Source organism: Streptomyces sp. NPDC059832 (assembly GCF_042731715.1).
Classification (GTDB): Bacteria; Actinomycetota; Actinomycetes; order Streptomycetales; family Streptomycetaceae; genus Streptomyces.
In genome coordinates, this window is the sequence record NZ_JBHWIY010000055.1 from 1 (window position 1) to 20,237 (window position 20,237).

15 protein-coding genes and 1 pseudogene are annotated in these 20,237 nt (G+C 70.4%); 10 read left to right on the plus strand and 6 right to left on the minus strand.

The features are described 5' to 3' along the window. Positions 1-302: 302 nt before the first annotated feature. Complete coding sequence (locus ACFV8T_RS42275) at positions 303-821, minus strand: DUF4245 domain-containing protein (RefSeq protein ID WP_385338381.1); 519 nt, start codon at positions 819-821, stop codon at positions 303-305. Between the two features lie 141 nt (positions 822-962). Between ACFV8T_RS42275 and glpX the strand changes: the two genes are divergently transcribed. Continuing rightward, on the plus strand, positions 963-1,994 hold the full coding sequence (glpX, locus tag ACFV8T_RS42280; protein ID WP_266414837.1) for a class II fructose-bisphosphatase: 1,032 nt from the start codon (positions 963-965) through the stop codon (positions 1,992-1,994). 175 nt (positions 1,995-2,169) lie between these two features. On the opposite strand, the gene ACFV8T_RS42285 is transcribed toward glpX, so the two are convergent. After that, complete coding sequence (locus ACFV8T_RS42285) at positions 2,170-2,553, minus strand: WhiB family transcriptional regulator (protein WP_266414839.1); 384 nt, start codon at positions 2,551-2,553, stop codon at positions 2,170-2,172. Between the two features lie 266 nt (positions 2,554-2,819). Next, the gene (locus tag ACFV8T_RS42290) at positions 2,820-3,479 is read right to left on the minus strand and encodes a DUF1707 domain-containing protein (RefSeq protein ID WP_385338385.1); all 660 of its coding nucleotides are present in this window, start codon (positions 3,477-3,479) and stop codon (positions 2,820-2,822) included. A 192-nt stretch (positions 3,480-3,671) separates the two neighbouring features. Here ACFV8T_RS42290 and ACFV8T_RS42295 point away from each other — a divergent pair, with 192 nt between their 5' ends. Next, positions 3,672-5,339 carry a fumarate hydratase gene (locus ACFV8T_RS42295; RefSeq protein WP_385338387.1) on the plus strand — a complete coding sequence of 556 codons (1,668 nt, stop codon included), beginning with the start codon at positions 3,672-3,674 and terminating at the stop codon, positions 5,337-5,339. A gap of 82 nt (positions 5,340-5,421) precedes the next feature. Here the strand turns inward: ACFV8T_RS42295 and ACFV8T_RS42300 are convergent, their stop codons facing one another. After that, a complete protein-coding gene (locus ACFV8T_RS42300; RefSeq protein ID WP_385338390.1) occupies positions 5,422-6,396 on the minus strand; it encodes a LuxR C-terminal-related transcriptional regulator in 975 nt (324 codons plus the stop codon). Here ACFV8T_RS42300 and ACFV8T_RS42305 point away from each other — a divergent pair. Next, positions 6,364-6,843 (plus strand): annotated as a pseudogene (locus ACFV8T_RS42305) (MFS transporter); the annotation flags it as partial. The gene ACFV8T_RS42300 and the pseudogene ACFV8T_RS42305 sit on opposite strands and share 33 nt — an antisense overlap. A 340-nt stretch (positions 6,844-7,183) precedes the next feature. Continuing rightward, entirely contained in the window at positions 7,184-8,485 is a 1,302-nt protein-coding gene (locus tag ACFV8T_RS42310; protein WP_385338393.1) for a M18 family aminopeptidase, read from the plus strand. Positions 8,486-8,559: 74 nt separating this feature from the next. Here ACFV8T_RS42310 and ACFV8T_RS42315 read toward each other — a convergent pair whose 3' ends face one another. Beyond that, positions 8,560-10,089 (minus strand): ricin-type beta-trefoil lectin domain protein, encoded by a 1,530-nt coding sequence (locus ACFV8T_RS42315; RefSeq protein WP_385338396.1) that lies wholly within the window; start codon positions 10,087-10,089, stop codon positions 8,560-8,562. Between the two features lie 106 nt (positions 10,090-10,195). On the opposite strand from ACFV8T_RS42315, the gene ACFV8T_RS42320 reads away from it, so the two are divergent. From ACFV8T_RS42320 to ACFV8T_RS42335, 4 genes are all read left to right on the plus strand, one after another. Beyond that, complete coding sequence (locus ACFV8T_RS42320; RefSeq protein ID WP_385338398.1) at positions 10,196-11,620, plus strand: class II fumarate hydratase; 1,425 nt, start codon at positions 10,196-10,198, stop codon at positions 11,618-11,620. A 183-nt stretch (positions 11,621-11,803) separates the two neighbouring features. After that, positions 11,804-12,502, plus strand: a complete 699-nt coding sequence (locus tag ACFV8T_RS42325; RefSeq protein ID WP_385338401.1) for a DUF402 domain-containing protein — start codon at positions 11,804-11,806, stop codon at positions 12,500-12,502. A 371-nt stretch (positions 12,503-12,873) separates the two neighbouring features. After that, entirely contained in the window at positions 12,874-14,802 is a 1,929-nt protein-coding gene (locus ACFV8T_RS42330) for a SpoIIE family protein phosphatase (RefSeq protein WP_385338404.1), read from the plus strand. Between the two features lie 157 nt (positions 14,803-14,959). Continuing rightward, positions 14,960-16,429 (plus strand): catalase, encoded by a 1,470-nt coding sequence (locus ACFV8T_RS42335; protein ID WP_385338406.1) that lies wholly within the window; start codon positions 14,960-14,962, stop codon positions 16,427-16,429. Between the two features lie 85 nt (positions 16,430-16,514). Here the strand turns inward: ACFV8T_RS42335 and ACFV8T_RS42340 are convergent, their stop codons facing one another. Then, complete coding sequence (locus ACFV8T_RS42340; RefSeq protein ID WP_385338409.1) at positions 16,515-18,752, minus strand: transglycosylase domain-containing protein; 2,238 nt, start codon at positions 18,750-18,752, stop codon at positions 16,515-16,517. Positions 18,753-18,974: 222 nt separating this feature from the next. Between ACFV8T_RS42340 and ACFV8T_RS42345 the strand changes: the two genes are divergently transcribed. Both ACFV8T_RS42345 and ACFV8T_RS42350 read left to right on the plus strand, forming a co-directional pair. Continuing rightward, the gene (locus ACFV8T_RS42345; protein WP_385338412.1) at positions 18,975-19,946 is read left to right on the plus strand and encodes an SPFH domain-containing protein; all 972 of its coding nucleotides are present in this window, start codon (positions 18,975-18,977) and stop codon (positions 19,944-19,946) included. A 44-nt stretch (positions 19,947-19,990) separates the two neighbouring features. Then, positions 19,991-20,188 carry a hypothetical protein gene (locus ACFV8T_RS42350; protein WP_385338441.1) on the plus strand — a complete coding sequence of 66 codons (198 nt, stop codon included), beginning with the start codon at positions 19,991-19,993 and terminating at the stop codon, positions 20,186-20,188. Positions 20,189-20,237: the final 49 nt, after the last annotated feature.

The following is a 20,237-nucleotide window of genomic DNA, read 5'->3' on the forward strand; positions in this document are numbered from 1 at the left end:
GCTCGACTGGGAAACCCCAGCCGAGCGTCTCGCTAAGCTCCTGGCAACAGCCAGTTGATCACCTGTGTTGCCACGACCCTTGGAATTCGCCTCGGTGCTCCAGGGCCTTCTCCGTGCGTCCCGGCGGCGGTCGGGGCGACGCGTCACAGCGGGGGCAGGGACGGCACGCGCCGACAGCGGCAGGACGGCACGCACGGCGGCGTCAGGACGGAGTACGTCCCGGCGGCATCAGGCCGGCACGCACCGGCGCCGCCAGGACGGTACGTCCCGGCGGCGTCAGGACGCGGTACGTCCCGGCGGCGTCAGGACGTCTTGAGCGCGGCGGCCATCTCCGCCAGCCGGTCCGGCGAGGCGGAGCCCGTGACCACCGTGGTCGAGCCCTTGTCGTGGCGCACGAGGGCGTCGTACTTCGAGCCCTCCCAGTGCTGCCAGGTCTCGCCCGCCACCTGCTGCGTACGCCCGGTGTTCCTGGCGTCCTGGCTGACCTCGGTCACGTACTTCTTCGCCGGGGACGTGGACTGCTCCACCGCGACGTACTTGCCCTCCGGGTCGAGGAAGCCCAGGTGCCAGCTGTTGCCCGCCTTGCGGTCGTAGCTGACCGAGGTCGGCTTCCACTTCTCGGTCAGTCCGTCCGGGGCGACCACGGGGTACGGCGCCGCGCGCCGCGCCGTCAGGAGCTCCACCCGGTAGTCGACCGCCTTGACCGGGTTGGCGTTCTCGTCGTGCGGAACGAAGATGTAAACAACGCCTGCCGCAGCGGAGATGACCGCCATCGACAGGAACATGTCCCGCACTGTCTGCTTGCCTCGCTTGCTAGCCACGGGTCCATGGTCGCACTAGGCCCGATGGGCCCGACTCGGGGGCAGCCGCTCATAAGTGACCCGGTCTGCTCATTTTGTCGACCTGACGATAGAGTCACAGCACCCTCTTCCGGTCGTCGCCGTACAGAAAGGTGCGCTCCGATGTCCGAGCATCATCTGCCGTCTCAGCTCGAGGTCTCCCCCGAGGCCCCCGACCGCAACCTCGCCCTGGAGCTGGTCCGGGTCACCGAGGCCGCCGCCATGGCAGCCGGGCGCTGGGTGGGCCGCGGCGACAAGATCGGCGCCGACGGCGCCGCCGTGAAGGCCATGCGGACCCTCGTCTCCACCGTCTCGATGAACGGCATCGTCGTCATCGGCGAGGGCGAGAAGGACGAAGCCCCCATGCTGTTCAACGGCGAGCGCGTCGGCGACGGCACCGGCCCCGAGGTCGACATCGCCGTGGACCCGATCGACGGCACGACCCTGAACGCCAAGGGCATGCCCAACGCGATTGCCGTACTGGCCGCCGCGGACCGCGGCGCCATGTTCGACCCGTCGGCCGTCTTCTACATGGACAAGCTGGTCACCGGCCCCGAGGCCGCCGACTTCGTCGACATCAACGCCCCCGTCTCGGTGAACATCCGCCGTGTCGCGAAGGCGAAGAACTCCGCCCCCGAGGACGTCACCGTCGTCGTCCTCGACCGCCCGCGCCACGAGGGCATCGTCAAGGAGATCCGGGAGACCGGCGCCCGGATCAAGTTCATCTCCGACGGCGATGTCGCGGGCTCCATCATGGCCGCCCGCGAAGGGACCGGCGTCGACCTGCTGATGGGCATCGGCGGCACCCCCGAGGGCATCATCTCGGCCTGCGCCATAAAGTGCCTCGGCGGCGTCATCCAGGGCAAGCTCTGGCCCAAGGACGAGGCCGAGCGGCAGCGCGCGCTGGACGCCGGGCACGACCTGGACCGGGTGCTGTCCACCGACGACCTGGTCAGCGGCGACAACGTGTTCTTCGTCGCGACCGGCATCACGGACGGTGAGCTGATGCGCGGCGTGCGGTACCGCGCGGAGACGGCGACCACCGAGTCGATCGTCATGCGGTCCAAGTCCGGCACCATCCGGAAGATCGACTCCACGCACCGGCTCTCGAAGCTGCGCGCCTACAGCGCGATCGACTTCGACCGCGCGAAGTAGGTCCGGAAGCGGAAAAGCCGGTCCCGGTCCCCGAACCGGTCCCGGAAGCAGAACGCGAAGAGGCGCCCCCCATGTGCGGTGGGGGCGCCTCTTCGCGTAGCCGCCGTCGTGGCAGTGCGCGCGCGAACGCGGGGCCTTACGGACCCGGGCCGCACCCGGGCCGGCCGGGCCCCGGTCAGCCCGCCGCGGCGATGCGGCCCGTCGCGGCGGAGGACGCGGACGAGGCCTTGAGCTCCATCTCGCGCCGTCTGCGACGGGCGAGCACCACACGGCGTTCGGCGGCGGTGAGACCGCCCCACACCCCGTACGGCTCCGGCTGCATGAGCGCGTGCTCCTGGCATTCGATCATCACGGGACAGCGCGCGCAGACCCGCTTCGCGGACTCCTCGCGCGCGAGTCTGGCAGCAGTCGGCTCCTTCGACGGGGCGAAGAACAGCCCGGCTTCGTCCCGGCGGCACACCGCCTCCGAATGCCAGGGGCCGGCCTGGTCCTCCCGCGCGGGAGTCCGCTGGGAAGGGACGGCGGCGACCTGCAGGGGCTGATGCGGCAGTTGCAGCACGGTCTACTCCTGACGACGGCTTCGCGAGCGAGAGACGATGCAGCATTCCCTACCCGCTGTGCGCGCGCCCATGCACTGAGTGGCGCCCTGCCCAGGGTGCGGAATTGCGGCCGACCAGGAAATTGGCTTGTTTTCGAAGGGGTTGGCAGGGGCCGGCAGGGGTTCGCGGGAGCTTTCGCGAGTCCTCGGCGGTTCGCGGCGGTTCTCAGTGGTTACCGGTAGTTCCCGGTACCGCCCGGGGCCCCGGCGGTAAGAACGCGCCGCCCCTATCCGAGGTATTTGCGCAGCCGGTCCTGGAGATCCGCGATGAACTTCCCGCGCTTGGGCTTCGCCTCGACGCTGCCGAACACGGAATAGCCGTTGACGACGACCACCGGTGCTTCGGGGTCGGCGGATTCCAGAGTGGCGACTTCGAAATTACCGAAGACACCCGTGCCGCTGCCGCGCAGCGAGATGTTCTCGGGGACCTTGACGTCGACACTCCCGAAGATGGAAGTCGCGTTGATGACCGTGAGTCTCTGACCGAAAAGCGCCTCGGTCAGATCGACCTCCACGCTGCCGAAGAGCGCGAAGGCGTTCGTACGGCCGCCGACCCGCCAGCGGCCCTTGCGGGTCGAACTGCTGAAGATCGCCACCAGGTTGTCGGCGGGGCCCGTGGGGCCCTCGTGGCCGTAGGCGGGGGCGGCGACCGAGCGGGCGGTGCCCGGCGGCGCGGGCAGATCCCGTACCAGCGGTTCGAGCTCGCCGACGGTCTTGGCGCGGTAGACCGCGTCGACCCGCTCGGCGTGCTCCTCGGCGGTGAGCCGGCCCTCGGCCATGGCTTCCCGCAGGATGTCCGCGATCCGGTCGCGGTCCGCGTCGGAGGCGCGGATGCCGGCCGGCTCCGCCGGGGCCACTGGCTGCTGGGGCTGCTTTTCGAGGTCCACCGACCCAGCGTACCCAAACGCGATAGATCGCGACTAGCCCCCGCCCCGCCTCCGCCGTGTCGGCCACCCCGGCCCCGGGGTGGCCGAACTGAGCCTTACCTCACAACTTCGGCACCCGTGCGGCGTTCTACCCTGGTGGGTGCGCTGCCCAAGGGAGGTCAGCCGCCGTCTGCCGAGTGAGGAATGGCCGTAATGCCAGAGTTTGCGTACTCCGATCTGCTCCCCCTGGGAGAGGACACCACGCCGTACCGTCTGGTGACCTCCGAGGGTGTCTCCACCTTCGAGGCGGACGGTCGTACGTTCCTCAAGGTCGCTCCGGAGGCGCTGCGCACCCTGGCCGCCGAGGCCATGCACGACATCTCGCACTATCTGCGCCCCGCCCACCTGGCGCAGCTGCGGCGGATCGTGGACGACCCCGAGGCATCGTCGAACGACAAGTTCGTCGCGCTCGACCTGCTGAAGAACGCGAACATCGCCGCGGCGGGCGTGCTGCCGATGTGCCAGGACACCGGCACCGCGATCGTGATGGGCAAGCGCGGGCAGAACGTCCTCACCGAGGGCGGTGACGAAGAGGCGCTGTCGCACGGCATCTTCGACGCCTACACCAAGCTCAACCTCCGCTATTCGCAGATGGCTCCGCTCACCATGTGGGAGGAGAAGAACACCGGCTCGAACCTGCCCGCCCAGGTCGAGCTGTACGCCACCGACGGCGGCGCGTACAAGTTCCTCTTCATGGCGAAGGGCGGCGGCTCGGCCAACAAGTCGTTCCTCTTCCAGGAGACGAAGGCCGTGCTGAACGAGGCCTCCATGATGAAGTTCCTGGAGGAGAAGATCCGTTCGCTGGGCACGGCCGCCTGCCCGCCGTACCACCTGGCGATCGTCGTCGGCGGCACGTCGGCCGAGTTCGCGCTCAAGACCGCGAAGTACGCCTCCGCGCACTACCTGGACGAGCTGCCCGCCGAGGGTTCCCCCACCGGCCACGGCTTCCGGGACAAGGAGCTGGAGGAGAAGGTCTTCGAGCTGACGCAGAAGATCGGCATCGGCGCCCAGTTCGGCGGCAAGTACTTCTGCCACGACGTGCGCGTCGTCCGCCTCCCCCGCCACGGCGCCTCGCTGCCCGTGGCCATCGCCGTGTCCTGCTCGGCGGACCGCCAGGCCACCGCGAAGATCACCGCCGAGGGCGTCTTCCTGGAGCAGCTGGAGAAGGACCCGGCCCGCTTCCTCCCGGACACCACCGACGAGCACCTGGACGAGGCGGGGGACGTCGTACGGATCGACCTCAACCGGCCGATGGACGACATCCTCGCCGAGCTGACCAAGTACCCGGTCAAGACCCGGCTCTCGCTGACCGGCCCGCTGGTCGTGGCCCGCGACATCGCGCACGCCAAGATCAAGGAGCGGCTGGACGCGGGCGAGGAGATGCCCCCGTACCTGAAGGACCACCCGGTCTACTACGCGGGCCCGGCGAAGACGCCCGAGGGGTACGCCTCCGGCTCCTTCGGTCCGACGACGGCCGGCCGCATGGACAGCTATGTCGCGCAGTTCCAGGCGGCGGGCGGCTCCAAGGTGATGCTCGCCAAGGGCAACCGGTCCAAGCAGGTCACCGACGCGTGCGACGCGCACGGCGGTTTCTACCTCGGCTCGATCGGCGGCCCTGCCGCGCGCCTCGCGCAGGACTGCATCAAGAAGGTCGAGGTCGTCGAGTACGAGGAGCTCGGCATGGAGGCGGTCTGGAAGATCGAGGTCGAGGACTTCCCCGCCTTCGTCGTCGTCGACGACAAGGGCAACGACTTCTTCACCGAGCCCGCCCCGGCACCGACGTTCACCAGCATTCCGGTGCGGGGCCCGGGTCTGGCCTGACCCGCCGCCCCGTACGGGGCACGCATGACGTCACGGCCCCGCGGGGGCGTTCCGGCCGGGGCGCCCGCGCGGGGCCGTGACGTCATGCCTCCAGCAGGCCCGACGTCGCGACCAGATAGCCGAGTTGGGCCCGGCTGTTGCTGCCCAGCTGCTCCGAGACCCTGCGCACGTGCTCGGCGACGCTGCGGCGGCTCATGCCGAGCCGCCGGGCGATCGACTCGTCCGTCTCGCCGCCCACGACCGCCTGCAGGATGGTCCGTTGCAGGTCGGAGGTGACGACCGGGGTACGCAGCGGCACCCGTTCCGGGCGGACCGGGACCGCGCGGGCCCAGGCCTCGTCGAAGTGCCGGGCCAGGAAGCGGACCAGGGACGGGTGCTGGATGCGCAGGGCCCGGTGCGGCTCGTCGGAGAACGGGACGAACGCGAGGTTCCGGTCGAAGACGATGATCCGGTCGGCGACCTCGGCGAGCGTCCTGACCTCGGCGCCCTCGGTCGTCACCCGCTCTATGTAGGCGAGCGTCGTGCGGTCCGAGCGGACCGTGTGCTGGTAGATGGTCCGCTGCCGGATGCCCCGGCGCAGATTGCGCAGATCCCTGGGCAGCGACTCCTCCAGCACGTGCACGGGACGGCCGCCGCCCGGGTGGGCGGTGCGGACCTCCTCGCGGCAGCCCGCGACACCCGCTTCGAGCGCCTTGCCGATGACGGCCTCGCCGGAGAGCCGGGTGAGGGCGGAGGGTTCGAGCCGGTGCGCGTCGGCGTACAGACCCTCGAACACACTCAGGGCGGTGCGGGCCGAACGCAGCGTGCGGCGCTCCCGGGCGATCGTCGCCTCGATGGGCCCGAGCACATCGAACGAAGCGGTCTCGGGCGGTACGGGGATGAGGCGCCCCGGTGCGTCACGGTCCGCCACCATCGGATGCAGGGCGCTCAGGCAGCCGGGCACCTCGCCCGCCGGAAGGCTTCCGTCCGTGAGCGCGCGCCGATAGGCCGCGAGGGCCGAGTCGCAGACGCGATCCGGCGACGGTGCCTGTGGGCGCTCGGGAACGTCGCCGCGCAACAGGTGATCCAGCGGTACGTCAGACGCACCGGGCGCACGGTGGGCGCGCCGGGCTTCGGGTACGGCACCTGTCTGATGTCCGGGGCCTTCATCCTGGCGTTCGCCGGGTTCCCCTGGGCGGCGACCGTTGTGATCGCCCTGGCGGCCGGGGCGGCGGACGGGCTCACGGAGGTCTCGTACACCTCCCATCTGCAGACGCTCCCCGCCGATCTGCGCGGTCATGCCTTCGGGCTCTCCGCGACCGTCGAGAACCTCGGGTTCGGCGTCGGCATGATCCTGGTCGCCGCGGCACTCGACAGGTACAGCCCGCTGACCGTGGTCGGCTGGTCGCACGGGGTGGCCGTCGTGGTCGCCGTGGTGTTCCTCATCAGGGTGACCCGGACACGCGGGCGGACCGGCGTCCCCGCCGCCCGCTCCGGCGCAGATCGCGGTGGGCCGGTGCGGTGACGATTCCCCTACGACGTTATTCAGCCAATCTTGCGGCGGTCGGCGAGGGGCCGGGCGCCCCGCGCGCCGTCCCGCACGCTCGCGGCACCGGGGCACGCGGGCCCGGCGTGATCCAAACGAGAGACCCTGGCCCGTCATCGGCGCGGCCGGTCCGGCACCGCCGCTTTCGCGCAGCGGGCCGCGCGACGGGCTTGCGCCCTACCGGGCCGCTTTGGTGGGTTGTCGGACGTTCCCGAGGCGCTCCGTCACCCCCCGCCTCGAACACCGCCCGCACCGCACCCAGCGGCCCGGCTCGGGTTCCTCCACCCTCACCGTCGAACACCGGAAAGGCGGACGCCGAATGACGCCGCTTCCCCACCGCAGCCACAGCGACGACCTGCTGTCCTTCATCAGCACCAGCCCTTCCCCGTACCACGCGGTGGCCAGTGCCGCCCAGCGCCTGGAGAAGGCCGGCTTCCGTGAACTGCGGGGCACGGACGACTGGACGGGCACGACCGGCGGCAGCTTCGTCACCCGTGGCGGTGCGCTGATCGCCTGGTACGTCCCCGACGGCGCCCCGGCGCACACCCCCTTCCGGATCGTCGGCGCCCACACCGATTCGCCGAATCTGCGGGTCAAGCCCGCTCCCGACACCGCCTCCGCGGGCTGGCGGCAGATCGGTGTGGAGATCTACGGCGGCGTTCCGCTGAACACCTGGCTCGACCGCGATCTCGGCATCTCCGGGCGGCTCGCGCTGCGTACCCCGGGCGGCAAAACCGGCTCCCGGCTCGTCCGGATCGACGAACCCCTGTTGCGGGTACCCCAGTTGGCCATCCATCTGGACCGTACGGTCAACGAAGGGCTCGCGCTCGACCGGCAGCGCCACCTCGCTCCGGTGTGGGCGCTCGGCGCCCACGAGGAGGGCGCGCTGCTGCGCCGGGTCGCGGCGGCCGCCGAGGCGGACCCGGACGAGGTGCTCGGCTGGGACCTGATGCTGCACGACATCCAACCGCCCGGATACCTGGGCGCGGACCGGGAGTTCGTGGTGTCGGCGCGGCTGGACAACCTGGTGTCCGTGCACGCGGGCGTCACGGCCCTGACGGGTGCGGCGACCGCGGCCGACGGGCCGGCGTACATCCCGGTCCTGGCCGCCTTCGACCACGAGGAGGTCGGCAGCGGTTCGGAGACGGGTGCGCAGGGACCGCTGCTGGAACGGGTCCTGAGCCGCTCGGTCACCGCGCGCGGCGGCAGTCCGGAGGACTGGTCCCGGGCCCTGTCCGGCGCCTTCTGCGTCTCCGCCGACATGGCCCACGCGGTGCACCCCAACTACGCGGAGCGGCACGACCCGGATCACCGTCCGCTGCCGAACGGCGGCCCCGCGCTCAAGGTCAACGTCAACCAGCGGTACGCCACCGACAGCACCGGCATGGCGGTGTTCGCGTCGGCGTGCGAGCGGGCGGGCGTGCCGTGGCAGCCCTTCGTCTCCAACAACGCGATGCCGTGCGGTACGTCGATCGGCCCGATCACCGGGGCCCGGCTGGGTGTGCCGACGGTCGACGTGGGGGTGCCGGGGCTGTCCATGCACTCGGCCCGCGAGCTGTGCGGGGCGGACGACCCCGGCCATCTGGCCGCCGTGCTGGGCGCGTTCGTGACATCCGGCTGACCTGCGCCGACCGGCCCGGAGGGGCGGGACGGCCCGGCCGTCCCGCCCCTCCACGCGCCGGTGGAACGGCCCCGCTACGCGAACCGCTGCTGCGCGCCGCCGTCGCAGCTCTGGAGCTTCAGCGGCTCCTTCGCCCCGGCCAGCGTCAGGCACAGCCCGGTCGAGGCCGCCGGGCGCAGGGTGCCCGACTGGCTCACAAACTGCTGGTTGGCCGCGCCCGAGCAGTTGTACACGATGAGCGTGGCGCCCGCCTTGTAGTCGGCGCCCGGCACGTCCAGGCACCGGTCGTGGCTCAGCGCCGTACGGAGGGTCCTGGTGCCGGAGTCGTACCACCAGCCCTGGTTTCGGCCGCCGTGGCAGTCCCAGCCGCCGATCCTGGTGTCATTGCGGGTCACCGAGCCGGGGGCGTCCACGCAGGTGCCCGTTGCCTCGTTCTTCAGGGGCTTGAAGAGGTCGTCCCACGCCCCGGCCTGCAGGACCGGCTTTCCGGTGCTCGCCGGGTCGGCGCAGCTCGCCTCGCGCAGGTTCGAGTTGTAGATCTGGGTCAGGCAGGACGCGAAGGCGCCGTGGCCTCTCTCGTTCGGGTGGAAGGACTGCCGGAGGGAGTTGGAGTCCGGCGGGAAGTGCCCGAGGTCGATGTAGAGACCGCGGGCCCAGGTGGACTCGCTGCACACCTCGTGGCCGTGGAAGAGCCGGGAGTTGTCGAGGTAGACGGCTCCGGTGTCGGCGGCGGCCCTGCGCATGCCGCGCTCGAAGGCGGGCACGGCGGTGTTGCGGCCCCAGGCGGCGTCGGAGTCGTATCCGGCACAGCCGCCGGGAAGCTTCCCGGGGAAGTCCGGGTTGTCGTAGAAGTCCGGGCCGATGGGGCTCGGGTAGCCCATGACCACGAGCTTGTAGTCGCTGTCGCCGTAGCCGGCCCCGGACATGACGGTCTTCAGGTCGCGCACCGTCTTCTCGACCTTGGGGACGAGTCCGTCGATGCGCGCCTGCCAGCCGCCCTCGTACTTCGGCTGGCAGGTGCCCTGGGAGAGCACCCAGCGCGTGACACAGTCCGTCATGACCGGGCCGAACTGGAGGTCGTCGTTGGCACCCGCGACGAGCACGATCATCTTGATGCGGGTGTTGCGTGCCTTGATGGCGAGGTTGTCGCTCTGCACGAGCTCGTCGGCGTACTGCTTCGAGCCGCCGATCACGATGTTGCCCGTGTACGCGCCGGAGCAGGAGACGTTGTACGTGACGTCCGCCGGGATGCCGGTGCGGTGGATGGCCGAGTCGGGCGAGCGGTGGCACCAGTTGTCGGGGCCGTTGGTGCCGGCCTCGTACGTGCCGACGCCCTCGCCGGAGATCTCGCTGTCGCCGAGCGAGATCAGCCCGGTCTTGCGCTCGGCGAGCGGGCGCTCGGCCGGGTCGCCGTACAGCCGGGTGGCCTCGGCGGCGCGGATGGCCTCCAGTTCGGGCGACAGGGGGGTGGATGCGGTAGTGCTGGAACCGGACCGGTCCGCCGCTCCGGCCGGTCCGGCGGCGGCCGCCATGCCGCCGAGTGCCGCCGCCATGGCCGCGGCGGCCGCGACCGTACAGCGAAGTCTGTGCCTGGTGCGCCTCATTGCGCCTCCCCGGGTTGTGGTTACCCCCGGTATTTACTGGTCGGTAGGCGACTTGGGAATAGACAGAACAAGACAAGTGCTCAACTTTTTCAGGAGGTTGAACGAGATGGACGATTCACAGGCCGGTGCGCAGACCCCGGCGGGCCGCACGGATTTCCGGGTCGAGCACGATTCGATGGGCGAGGTGCGGGTGCCCGCGAACGCCAAGTGGCGGGCCCAGACGCAGCGCGCGGTGGAGAACTTCCCGGTCTCCGGGCAGCACCTGGAACGGGCCCACATCGAGGCCCTGGCCAGGATCAAGGCCGCCGCCGCCAAGGTGAACGCCGAACTGAAAGTGCTCGACCCGGAGGTCGCCGCGGCCATCCAGGAGGCCGCCGCCGAGGTCGCCGAGGGGCGCTGGGACGACCACTTCCCGGTCGATGTCTTCCAGACCGGCTCGGGCACCTCGTCCAACATGAACACCAACGAGGTGGTGGCCACGCTCGCCACCGAGCGCCTGGGCCGCGAGGTCCATCCGAACGACCACGTCAACGCCTCGCAGTCGTCCAACGACGTCTTCCCGTCCTCCATCCACATCGCCGCGACGGCGGCCGTCACCGGCGACCTGATCCCGGCGCTGGACCATCTGGCGGCCGCCCTGGAGCGCAAGTCCGCCGAGTTCGCGACGGTCGTGAAGTCGGGGCGTACGCATCTGATGGACGCCACGCCCGTCACCCTCGGCCAGGAGTTCGGCGGCTACGCGGCACAGATCAGGTACGGCGTCGAGCGGCTGCGCGCCTCACTCCCCCGCCTCGCCGAACTGCCCCTGGGCGGCACGGCCGTCGGCACCGGCATCAACACCCCGCCCGGCTTCTCCGCCGCCGTCATCGCCGAGGTCGCCCGCACCACCGGGCTGCCGCTGACCGAGGCCCGGGACCACTTCGAGGCGCAGGGCGCGCGGGACGGGCTGGTGGAGACCTCGGGCCAGCTCCGTACCATCGCCGTCTCGCTCACCAAGATCTCCAACGATCTGCGCTGGATGGCGTCCGGGCCGCGCACCGGACTGGCGGAGATCAGCCTCCCGGACCTCCAGCCGGGCTCGTCGATCATGCCGGGGAAGGTGAATCCGGTCGTTCCCGAGGCCGTGCTGATGGTCGCCGCCCAGGTGACGGGGAACGACACGACGGTCGCCGTGGCGGGCGCGGCGGGCAACTTCGAGCTGAACGTGATGCTTCCGGTCATCGCCAAGAACCTGCTGGAGTCGGTGCGGCTGCTGGCCAACGTCTCCCGGCTGCTCGCGGACCGCACGGTCGACGGGATCACGGCGAACGTGGAACGGGCCAGGGAGTACGCCGAGTCCTCGCCGTCCGTCGTCACCCCGCTGAACAAGTACATCGGCTACGAGGAGGCGGCGAAGGTCGCCAAGAAGTCCCTCGCACAGCGCCGGACCATTCGCGAGGTGGTGCTGGACTCGGGGTACGTCGAGCGCGGCGACCTCACCGTGGAACAGCTCGACGAGGCCCTCGACGTGCTGCGCATGACTCACCCGTGACCTGCGCCGCAGCCACGGCGCCCCGGCCCCCTCCACGAGCCTGTCGGGTGGCCTCCGGCCGGGCGGCCACGCCCTGGCACGCACGCTTCCCGCGTCGACTCCCTCCTCCGCCTTGGAATCGCACGCACCAGACCGCGTCCGCCATCCGATCCGAGGTCACCCGACAGGCTCTAAGATCCGTCCATGGCAGGCAAGGGAGAAATCGAGCACTGGGCGCCGGGTGATCAGATCCTGTGGCGCTACCGCCGCAACGGCGCGCCGAACGGGTCCGGGGCGCCGGAGCGCGCCCCGGACCCGTTCCACATCTGCCGCCCCGTCACCGTCGTCCAGGACACCGACGAGCTGCTCGCGGTGTGGGTGGCGCCGGGCACCGAGTGCGTGAAGCCGGTGCTGGCGAACGGCGAGGACGTGCACGCCGAGCCGCTCGCCACCCGCTACACCGCCCCGCGCACCACCGCCCGCTCCACCTGGCTGGGAAACGGCGTGCTGAAACTCGCCCGGCCCGGCGACCCCTGGTCGGTCTGGCTCTTCTGGGAGCCCGTCTGGCAGTTCCGCAGCTGGTACGTGAATCTGGAGGAGCCGCACACCCGCTGGCAGGGCGGCGTCGATTCCGAGGATCACTTTCTCGACATCTCCGTCTACCCGGACCGCAGCTGGGTCTGGCGCGACGAGGACGAATTCGCCATGGCGCAGCGGGCCGGTCTGATGGCCCCGCGGACCGCGCAGCGGGTGCGGGAGGCGGGCCGCGCGGCCGTCGGACTGATCCAGGACTGGGGCGCTCCGTTCCGGGACGGCTGGGAGGACTGGCGGCCCGATCCACAATGGCGGGTTCCCGCGCTTCCGGATGACTGGGACCGCACCCCCTCGCATATGCCGTCGTGAGACCCTTGATGCACCCCAGGGGGACAAACGTAGGATCGTCCTCCGGAGCGCCGCTCCGCCCCAACCGGGAGGCGCGGCAACGGACCTGACCACAAGTCAACGCACGAGCACCACGCACTGTATGAGCTGTATGAGCCACATCAGTCGTATGAATCGTATGAACCACTACGAGGGGGTGGAGACGTGCTCGCTGTTGCCCGCCCCGTCGCCGGAAACGTTGTCACCGAACCAGCCCGCAGACATCCGGTTTCAGCCCCTCGTTCCGGGGCATCCGGTGACAGCCGTTGTTATCGCCGCTCTTGCCGGGGCACAGTAACGCCCCACGAGGTGACTGCCTCATACAACCGGCCCGGACGGACGGAACCCCACGCGTGACGGAGCACCCCACCTCCCACGAAGGCCGGCAGCCTCTCGCCGCCCGGTCGCAGGAACGCACCCGGCCGCGGCAGCAGGACGCCGCGCCGGCCGCTTCCCCTGCCGCCGCCGCGATCCCCAACCCGGCCGCCGCGCCGGGGTCGGGACCCGGCCCGGCTCCCGCGGCGAGCACCGGCCCCGCAGGACTCGACCCCCAGGCCGCGGCCCGTCGCGAGGGCGACCGGCTGCGCTTCGTCGGGGCCGCCACCCGGCGGATCGCCCGCGGCATAGACCTGGACGAGATCGTGCTGGGCCTGTGCCGGGCCAGCGTGCCGACGTTCTCCGACGCCATACTGGTCTACCTCCGCGACCCGCTCCCGGTCGGCGACGAGCGGCCGGTCTCCCCCTTCGTGCTGCGGCTGCGCCGGTCCGACCGGCTGCGACTGGCCGAGGAGGAGACGGAGGGCTCGCCGGAGACCGAGCGCCTGCGGCTGCCCGTCATCGATCCGCACGGCGATCTGACGCCCGCGGCCGAGCTGTGCGAAGTCCGTTCGGGTGGCGCGCTGGCCGAGGTGCTGCGCGGGGTGCGGCCGGTCTTCGGGGACTCCGCGGCGGCCCGCGCCGCGCTGCCCGAGCTGCTCGGCGCCGGCCGGACCGTGCCCACCGGACACCGTGCGATCCTCGCCCCGCTGCGCGGACGGCGGCGGGTCATCGGCGCCGCCGTCTTCCTGCGCGGCACGGAACGGCCGCCCTTCGAGTCCAACGACCTGCTGGTCGCGGCCCAGCTGGCGACACACACCGCGCTCGGCATCGACAAGGCCGTGCTGTACGGACGCGAGGCGTACATCGCCGACGAGCTCCAGCGCACCATGCTGCCCGACTCGCTGCCGCAGCCGACCGGCGTCCGGCTCGCCTCCCGCTATCTGCCGGCCGCCGAGACGGCCCGGGTCGGCGGCGACTGGTACGACGCGATTCCGCTGCCCGGGAGCCGGGTCGCCCTGGTCGTCGGCGATGTCATGGGCCACTCCATGACGTCCGCGGCGATCATGGGCCAGCTGCGCACCACCGCGCAGACCCTCGCCGGGCTGGACCTGCCGCCGCAGGAGGTGCTGCACCACCTCGACGAGCAAGCGCAGCGGCTCGGCAGCGACCGCATGGCGACCTGCCTGTACGCGGTGTACGACCCGGTCGCGCACCGGATCACCATCGCCAACGCCGGGCATCCGCCGCCCGTCCTGCTCCATCTCGGCGGCCGTGCGGAGGTGCTGCGGGTGCCGCCCGGAGCCCCGATCGGCGTCGGCGGGGTGGACTTCGAGGCCGTCGAGCTGGACGCGCCCGCGGGCGCCACGCTGCTGCTGTACACCGACGGCCTGGTGGAGTCCCGGCTCCGGGACGTCTGGACCGGCATCGAGCAGCTGCGCGAACGGCTCGCCGCCACCGCCCGGCTGACCGGCCCGGACCACTCGCCGCCGCTGGAGGCGCTCTGCGACGACGTCCTGGACATGCTCGGTCCGGGTGACCGGGACGACGACATCGCGCTGCTCGCCGCCCGGTTCGACGGGATCGCGCCGAGCGATGTCGCGTACTGGCACCTCGAACCCGAGGAGACCGCTCCGGGCCGGGCCCGCAGGCTGGCCCGGCGCGCGCTCAGCCGCTGGGGGCTCGACGATCTCTCCGACTCGGTGGAGCTGCTGATCAGCGAGGTGGTGACCAATGCGGTGCGCTATGCGGAGCGGCCGGTGACGCTGCGGCTGCTGCGCACCGACATTCTGCGCTGCGAGGTCGGCGACGACTCCCCGCAGCTGCCCCGGCAGCGCCGGGCGCGTGACATGGACGAGGGCGGTCGCGGCCTGTTCCTGGTGAACCGACTGGCCAGACGGTGGGGGGCGACGCGCCTTTCGACCGGCAAGGTGGTCTGGTTCGAGATGCCGACCCGGGGCCAGTAGAAGGGCCGGCGGAGGGCCGGGCCAGGAGTCCGGAACGGGCACGGGGCAGAGCCCTGCACGCACGGTAGCGAAATGTTGCCGACCTCCTGTCGGCGGGTTTGACTTCAGTCGTGAACGAGACGACCTGACCGAAAACCCCACCGACGGGAGGACGCTCGTGTCCGAGGAATCAAAGACCAGGAACACCCCCTACACCACGAACAACGCCGGAATCCCGGTGGAGAGCGACGAACACTCGCTCACTGTCGGAGCCGACGGACCGATCCTGCTCCAGGACCACTACCTCATCGAGAAGATGGCCCAGTTCAACCGTGAACGGGTCCCCGAGCGAGTGGTCCACGCCAAGGGCTCCGGCGCGTACGGCACCTTCAAGGTGACCAATGACGTCAGCCAGTTCACCAAGGCCGATCTGTTCCAGCCGGGCAAGCAGACCGCCATGCTCGCCCGCTTCTCCACGGTCGCCGGCGAGCAGGGCTCCCCGGACACCTGGCGGGACCCCCGCGGATTTGCCCTGAAGTTCTACACCGAGCACGGCAACTACGACATGGTCGGCAACAACACGCCGGTCTTCTTCGTACGTGACCCGATGAAGTTCCAGGACTTCATCCGCTCGCAGAAGCGCCGCCCGGACAGCGCGGTGCGCGACCACGACATGCAGTGGGACTTCTGGACCCTGTCCCCCGAGTCCGCGCACATGGTGACGTGGCTGATGGGCGACCGGGGCATCCCGAAGACGTACCGCCACATGAACGGCTACAGCTCGCACACCTATATGTGGGTGAACGCGGGCGGCGAGCGGTTCTGGGTGAAGTACCGCTTCAAGACCGACCAGGGCATCGACTTCTACCCGCAGGACGAGGCCGACCGGATGGCCGGTATGGACGGCGACGTCCACCGACGCGACCTGTTCGAGGCGATCAAGCGCGGCGACCACCCGAGCTGGACGCTGTACGTCCAGGTCATGCCGTTCGACGACGCGCCGGACTACCGCTTCAACCCGTTCGACCTCACGAAGGTGTGGCCGCACGCCGACTACCCGGAGATCGAAGTCGGGCGGATGACGCTGAACGAGAACCCGGAGGACTTCTTCGTCCACATCGAGCAGGCGTCCTTCGAGCCGTCGAACCTGGTGCCCGGCATCGGTCCGTCGCCCGACAAGATGCTGCTCGGCCGGCTCTTCTCGTACCCGGACACCCACCGGTACCGGATCGGCCCGAACTACGCACAGCTGCCCCCGAACCGTCCGCGGTTCGGCCGGAACTCGTACGCGAAGGACGGCCCGATGCGGTACGAGCCGAGCCGCACGGGAGCGGTCTACGCGCCGAACTCCTACGGCGGCCCGGCCGCGGACACCGCGCGCTACGGCGACCCGGCGGGCTGGGCGACGGCGGGCGAGATGGTCCACGAGGCGTACAAGCTGCACCGCGAGGACGACGACTGGGGCCAGGCGGGCACGATGGTGCGCAAGGTCCTGGACGACGCGGCGCGCGAGCGGTTGGTGGGCAACATTTCCGGCCATCTGCTGGACGGTGTGAGCGCCCCGGTCCTGGAGCGGGCGCTGCAGTACTGGCGCAACGTGGACAAGGACCTCGGCGACCGGATCGCCAAGAAGGTCAACGGCGGCTGACACCGCCGTACGCGGAAGACACGGGTCAGGGGCGGTGCCGGCCGGCACCGCCCCTGACTCATGCGTTCACCGCTCCGTCATCCGCTCACTGGCCGGGCGGGTTCTTGTCGGCGCTGTTCTGGCCGGGGCGCCCGGAGCTCAGTCCGTCGCCCGGCTGGCCCGGGGACTTGCTCGGCGGCGGCACGTCCGGCGACTGGCTGGGCGGCACGTCGGGCGACTGGCTCTGCGACTGGCTGGGCTTGTCGCTCGGGCTCTGCGCGGGCGCGTCCGGCGACTGGGACGGAGTCGTGTCGGTGCTCGCCGACTGCGAGGGGCTCGCCGGCGGTGTGCTCGGTACGGTGACCTCGCCGCGCTCGACGTCCTCCAGGTCGAACTGGGCGCTGGAGCCGCCGCCCAGCGCGCCGAGGGTGTAGTCCGCCCAGATCTGCGCCGGGAAGCCGCCACCGTTGGCCCGGCCGGAGTTGGCCGTGCCGGTCAGGCTGACCTGGCCGCCGCCTTCCTTGGGCGATTCGCCGAAGAGCGCGACGACCGTGGTGAGCTCCGGGGTGTAGGCGGCGAACCAGGCCGACTTGTTGTTCTCCGACGTACCCGTCTTGCCCGCCGCCTCGTACGCCGAGGTGTTGGCCGCCTGGCCGGAGCCGCTGTCCACCACGCCGGTCAGGACGGAGGTCACGGTGTCGGCGGACTTGCGGCTGATCACCTGGCTGCCGATGCCCTCGACCGGCTCGACCGTCCGGTCGCGGTGCTTGGCCGACTTCACGATGAACGGGGTGACCTTCCTGCCGTGGTTGTCGAGCGTGGCGTACGCGCCCGCCATGTCCCAGGTCGAGGCGTTCATGGTGCCGAGCGTGATGGCGGGGCGCTCGGGGAAGTTCTCGTCCGGTACGCCGAGGGCCAGCGCGGTCTTCTTCACCGCGGGCGGGCCGACGTCGACGACCATCTGCGCGAAGACCGAGTTGATCGACGCGTTCATCGCCTTCTGCACGGTGACGTTGCCGTAGCTCTGGTTGTCCTCGTTCTCCGGGGCGAACGGGGTGTCGCTGCCCACCACGGGCCGCTTGCTGGTGCCGTCGTAGCGGGTGTTGACACCGATCAGGTCGCCGCCCTGGGTCTTCGACCCGTTCTCCAGCGCGGAGGCGAGCACCAGCGGCTTGAAGGTGGAGGCGGGCTGGTAGTCCCGGCGGGTGGCGTTGGAGTAGTAGTGCTTGACGTAGTCCACGCCGCCGTACATCGCGACGACGGCGCCGGTCTTCGGGTTCACCGAGGTGGCACCGGCCTGGACGGTCGCGTCGACCTTGTTGTTCTTGCGGTCCAGCTTGGACTCCAGCTGGCGGTCGACGGACTGCTCCAGCTCCTTCTGCCGCTTCTTGTCGATGTTGAGCGTGAAGGTCCAGCCGCCGGCCTGCCGCATCTCCGCGGTGATGCCCTGCTTCTCCAGCTCCTTGTTGGCCGCCTCGACGAGGTAACCGGTCTGGCCCTCCATGCCCTTGGCGGGCTTGGGCTTGTCCGGGACCGGGAACTTGAGCTTGTCGCGCTCGGCCTTGTCGAGCCAGTGCATCTCGACCATGTTGTCGAGCGTGTAGCCCCAGCGCTCCTCGACCAGCTTCTTGCCGGTCTTCGTCGCGGACTGCCAGTCGTACTGGCTGGGGGCCTGGAGCACGGAGGCCAGATAGGCGCCCTGGGAGACGTTGAGGTCCTTGGCGTCGACCCCGTAGTAGGCCTGTGCCGCGGCCTGGATGCCGCTCGCGCCCCGCCCGTAGTAGCTGGTGTTGATGTACCCGGCGAGGATGTAGTCCTTGCCCTTCTTGTTCTCGATCTTGAGCGAGATCACCAGTTCCTTGAGCTTCCGGCTGATCGTCGGGTCCTGCGTCAGGTAGTAGTTCTTGACGTACTGCTGGGTGATGGTCGAGCCACCCTGCTTGCCCTTGCCGCTGAGGGTGTTGATCAGGCCGCGCGCGGTGCCCTTCAGGTCGACACCCTTGTCGTCGTAGAAGGACTTGTTCTCGGCGGCGACGAAGGTGTGCTGCACCTCCTTGGGCACCTCGGCCAGGTCGACGATCTGGCGGTTGACACCGTTGCCGGTCCGGGTCAGCAGCGACCCGTCGCTGTACTGGTAGACGTTGCTCTGCCGCTCGGCCAGAGCGTTGGCCTTCGGGATGTCCACGTACATGTAGAGCGCGACGAAGGCGCCCATGACCAGCAGGCAGAGCCCGAAGAAGGCGCCCAGCATCTTCTTCCAGGTGAAGAGTCTGCGTATGCCGCCGCTCTTCGCGGCCCGCCGCGCTCCGCGCCGCTGGGCTCGTCGCGCATCCGCTCGACCCATCGCTGTGTTGCTCCCGTTTCTCTGCTCGACCAGATCAGCTAAGCCCAGCCAGCTAACACCGTCGGCGAGGACAAAAAGCAAGCGATGCGGTCTTTTCCGGACGTGACAATCAGCACCCGTTCTTAAGGGAACCGACTCCTGAAGGGTGCCCAAGGTTGCGAACTCAGATAATGTGTAATCACATTGCTAGCACCGAGTCAGTCTTTCGAAACGGGGGATCCCATGCCCGACCACGGCAATCCGCACAATGTGGCCACCCTTGCCGCCGACCTCACGCCCGACGCCCCGCAGATGCCCGAACCGCAGGTGAGGGAGGTGACGGCGCACAGCATCCCCGGCGGCCTCGGCCTGCTGCTGACCGTGCTCGGGGTGATCGCCGGAATCGGCCTCGCGATCATCGGCGGCGTCATCGGCTCGAACGGGAACAACGGCCTGGGCATCCCGGTCTGCATCTTCGGGGTCCTGCTCGTCATCGCCTCGTTCTTCTGCATGACGGGTGTGAAGATGGTCGCACCGGGCGAGGCCCGGGTGATCCAGCTCTTCGGCCGGTACGTCGGCACGATCCGCACCGACGGGCTGCGCTGGATCAACCCGCTCACCAGCAGCCGGAAGATCTCCACCCGGGTCCGCAACCACGAGACCGCGGTCCTCAAGGTCAACGACGCCTACGGCAACCCGATCGAGCTCGCCGCGATCGTCGTCTGGAAGGTCGAGGACACCGCGCAGGCGCTCTTCGAGGTCGACGACTTCCTGGAGTTCGTCGCCACCCAGACCGAGGCGGCCGTCCGGCACATCGCGATCGAGTACCCGTACGACGCCCACGAGGAGGGCGGCCTCTCGCTGCGCGGCAACGCGGAGGAGATCACCGAGAAGCTGGCCGTGGAGCTCACCGCCCGGGTGCAGGCCGCCGGCGTACGGATCATCGAATCGCGCTTCAGCCATCTCGCGTACGCCCCCGAGATCGCCTCCGCGATGCTCCAGCGCCAGCAGGCCGGCGCCGTGGTCGCGGCCCGGCAGCAGATCGTCGAGGGCGCGGTCGGCATGGTCGAGATGGCGCTCACCCGGATCGCCGAGCAGGACATCGTCGAACTCGACGCGGAGCGCAAGGCGTCCATGGTCAGCAATCTGATGGTGGTGCTCTGCGGTGACCGCGCGGCGCAGCCGGTCCTGAACACGGGCACTCTTTACCAGTGACCGAACAGACCCCGGCACGCCGGACTCCGCCGCAGCGCAAGCAAATGCTGCTGCGGCTGGATCCGGCGGTGCACGACGCGCTGGCCCGCTGGGCCTCCGACGAACTGCGCAGCGCGAACGCGCAGATCGAGTTCCTGCTGCGCAGGGCGCTGGCGGAGGCCGGCCGCCTGCCGGGCACGGCGCGTCCGATCCCCCGCCGGGGCCGGCCCCCGAAGGACGCGCCGGGGCCGTCCGGCGACTGAGTGCCGGAATCCGGGGGCGGGACCCGGGTATACACCGGGGGTATACACG